The following is a 2,017-nucleotide window of genomic DNA, read 5'->3' on the forward strand; positions in this document are numbered from 1 at the left end:
TGACGCAAAGCGATGGGCCTAACTCACCTAAAAGTGACACGGTCGCCAGGCTACCGAAAAGCGAAGTCATTCGAGCCAAGGAACTTACAGGATGTACATGAGAAACTTAGGGATAGTGATGCTGGGACTCTCCACACTGTCCACACCACTGGTTGCACACAGCGCCGTGACCAATAAAAGCGCCCCGGGCGATAAGGCGGATCTCACGATCCAAAGACAACTCAGATCGCCCCGCCACAAGGGCTGGGCAGAGGTGATTGTCAAGACTGAGGGCGCACCAACGGTGGCCCAGGAAGCGGCGATTGCGGCGCTGGGCGGGGATATCTACCGGCACCTGCCGATCATCAACTCCCTGGCGGTTCGGATTCCCAACAAGAACCTAGCCAAGCTCGCCACACTGCCCTTTATCCAGCGCCTCTCCGCAGACCTAGAGGTCAAGAAAACGGATGAGTTCACCCGGGGACACTCCGGAGCGGACACGGCAATCAGCGACTTTGGCCTCTCCGGCAGTGGCGTGACGGTCGCCGTGGTAGATAGTGGAATTAAATCCACTCCGAAGGATCTTGACGAGGGAGGTACATCAAAGCGATCCCGGATCCTTGGGAGCGTTAGCTTCGTTGCCAAGTCCAAGAAGGACTCCGACGACTGCGGGCATGGAACTCATGTGGCAGGAATTGTTGCCGGCAATGGGTATTACGCAATCCAGGCAAATGCAATCCACAGCACCAAAGGGATTGCTGAGAATGCCAACCTGGTAAGTGTCTCAGTCCTAGATCAAAACGGTCAAGGAACAGTCAGCGGCGTGATTGCGGGTGTCCAGTGGTGTATCGCCAATAAAGCCACATACAACATTCGTGTCCTCAATCTGAGCCTTGGACACGATGTGGGAGAGAGCTACACGACTGACCCTCTCTGCCAGGCCGTTGAGTCGGCATGGAAATCGGGGATCGTGGTGGTCTGCGCGGCGGGAAACAGCGGTCGTCTTTACACGACGCCGGTGCAGGGATCCAGTAACGAGGGCTACGAGACCAACTATGGTGGCATCCAGTCTCCCGGCAATGATCCGTATGTCATCACCGTGGGTGCCACCAAGAACATGGATGGCAACCGCGCCCATGACCGAATCGCCACCTACTCGGGCCGGGGGCCAAGCCGACTCGACTTCATCATGAAGCCCGATATCGTTGCGCCGGGCAATAGGGTCATCTCGCTTGAAGTGAACAATAGCTACCTACAGAACAACTATGTAAATAGCAATGGTGTGCCCTTGTCCTATCTGTATGGATCTACCCACTCTGGCGTTTCGATTTGCTACTTCTATCTCTCGGGCACTTCGATGGCGGCACCCGTGGTCTCTGGTGCAGCCGCTCTCCTGTTGGAAGCCAACCCGAACCTGACTCCTGACACGGTCAAGGCCCGCTTGATGGTAAGCGCAGATAAGTGGCTCAATCCCGATGGCACGGGTGATGCGCTCACCTACGGCGCAGGCTACGTCAACATTCCAGCAGCACTGGCAAGCACTGTCACTCCCACCACCTACGCCACCAGCCCAAACCTAGTCATTGATCCTTCCACTCAGACCCTCACCCTCGACCCAAACAGCCTCTGGGGTAGCCAGGCACTCTGGGGAACACAAGCCATCTGGGGAACACAAGCCATCTCGGGCACTCAGGCAATCTGGGGCGCTCAGGCAATCTGGGGAAGCCAAGCCGTCTGGGGCAATCAAGCGATCTGGGGAAGCCAAGCCGTCTGGGGCAACCAGGCAATCTGGGGAAGCCAGGCCATCTGGGGCAATCAAGCGATCTGGGGCACGACGAGTAGCGTTGTTGACCTGACAAGCACCGTGATCAATGGGGAGAACTAATCATGAAAAAAGCAACGATCTTTCTTACACTTCTGCTGGGCAGCTCGCTTACTGCAAGCGCCTTTGCGCAGAACGAAGCGTCTAAAGCCGATGCGTTTCTTGCGCCCAAGCTGAGCGCGGCACGCCCGAGTACCACGGGCTGGACTTCCGTGA

At 56.9% G+C, this 2,017-nt stretch carries 1 protein-coding gene and 1 riboswitch; the gene reads left to right on the plus strand.

The window, feature by feature from the left end:
• Window positions 1-58: riboswitch (cyclic di-GMP riboswitch) on the plus strand. This riboswitch is flagged as partial in the annotation.
• Between the two features lie 39 nt (window positions 59-97).
• Window positions 98-1,864 (plus strand): S8 family peptidase, encoded by a 1,767-nt coding sequence (locus ACH2ED_RS06275; RefSeq protein WP_395089400.1) that lies wholly within the window; start codon window positions 98-100, stop codon window positions 1,862-1,864.
• The last annotated feature ends 153 nt before the right edge of the window (window positions 1,865-2,017 follow it).

Source organism: Armatimonas sp. (genome assembly GCF_043757465.1).
In the GTDB taxonomy this organism is placed as follows: domain Bacteria; phylum Armatimonadota; class Armatimonadia; order Armatimonadales; family Armatimonadaceae; genus Armatimonas.

Bases quoted from the DNA above. Each gene is read 5' to 3' on its own strand.
- ACH2ED_RS06275 (WP_395089400.1), top strand. From the start codon at position 98: ATGAGAAACTTAGGGATAGTGATGCTGGGACTCTCCACACTGTCCACA.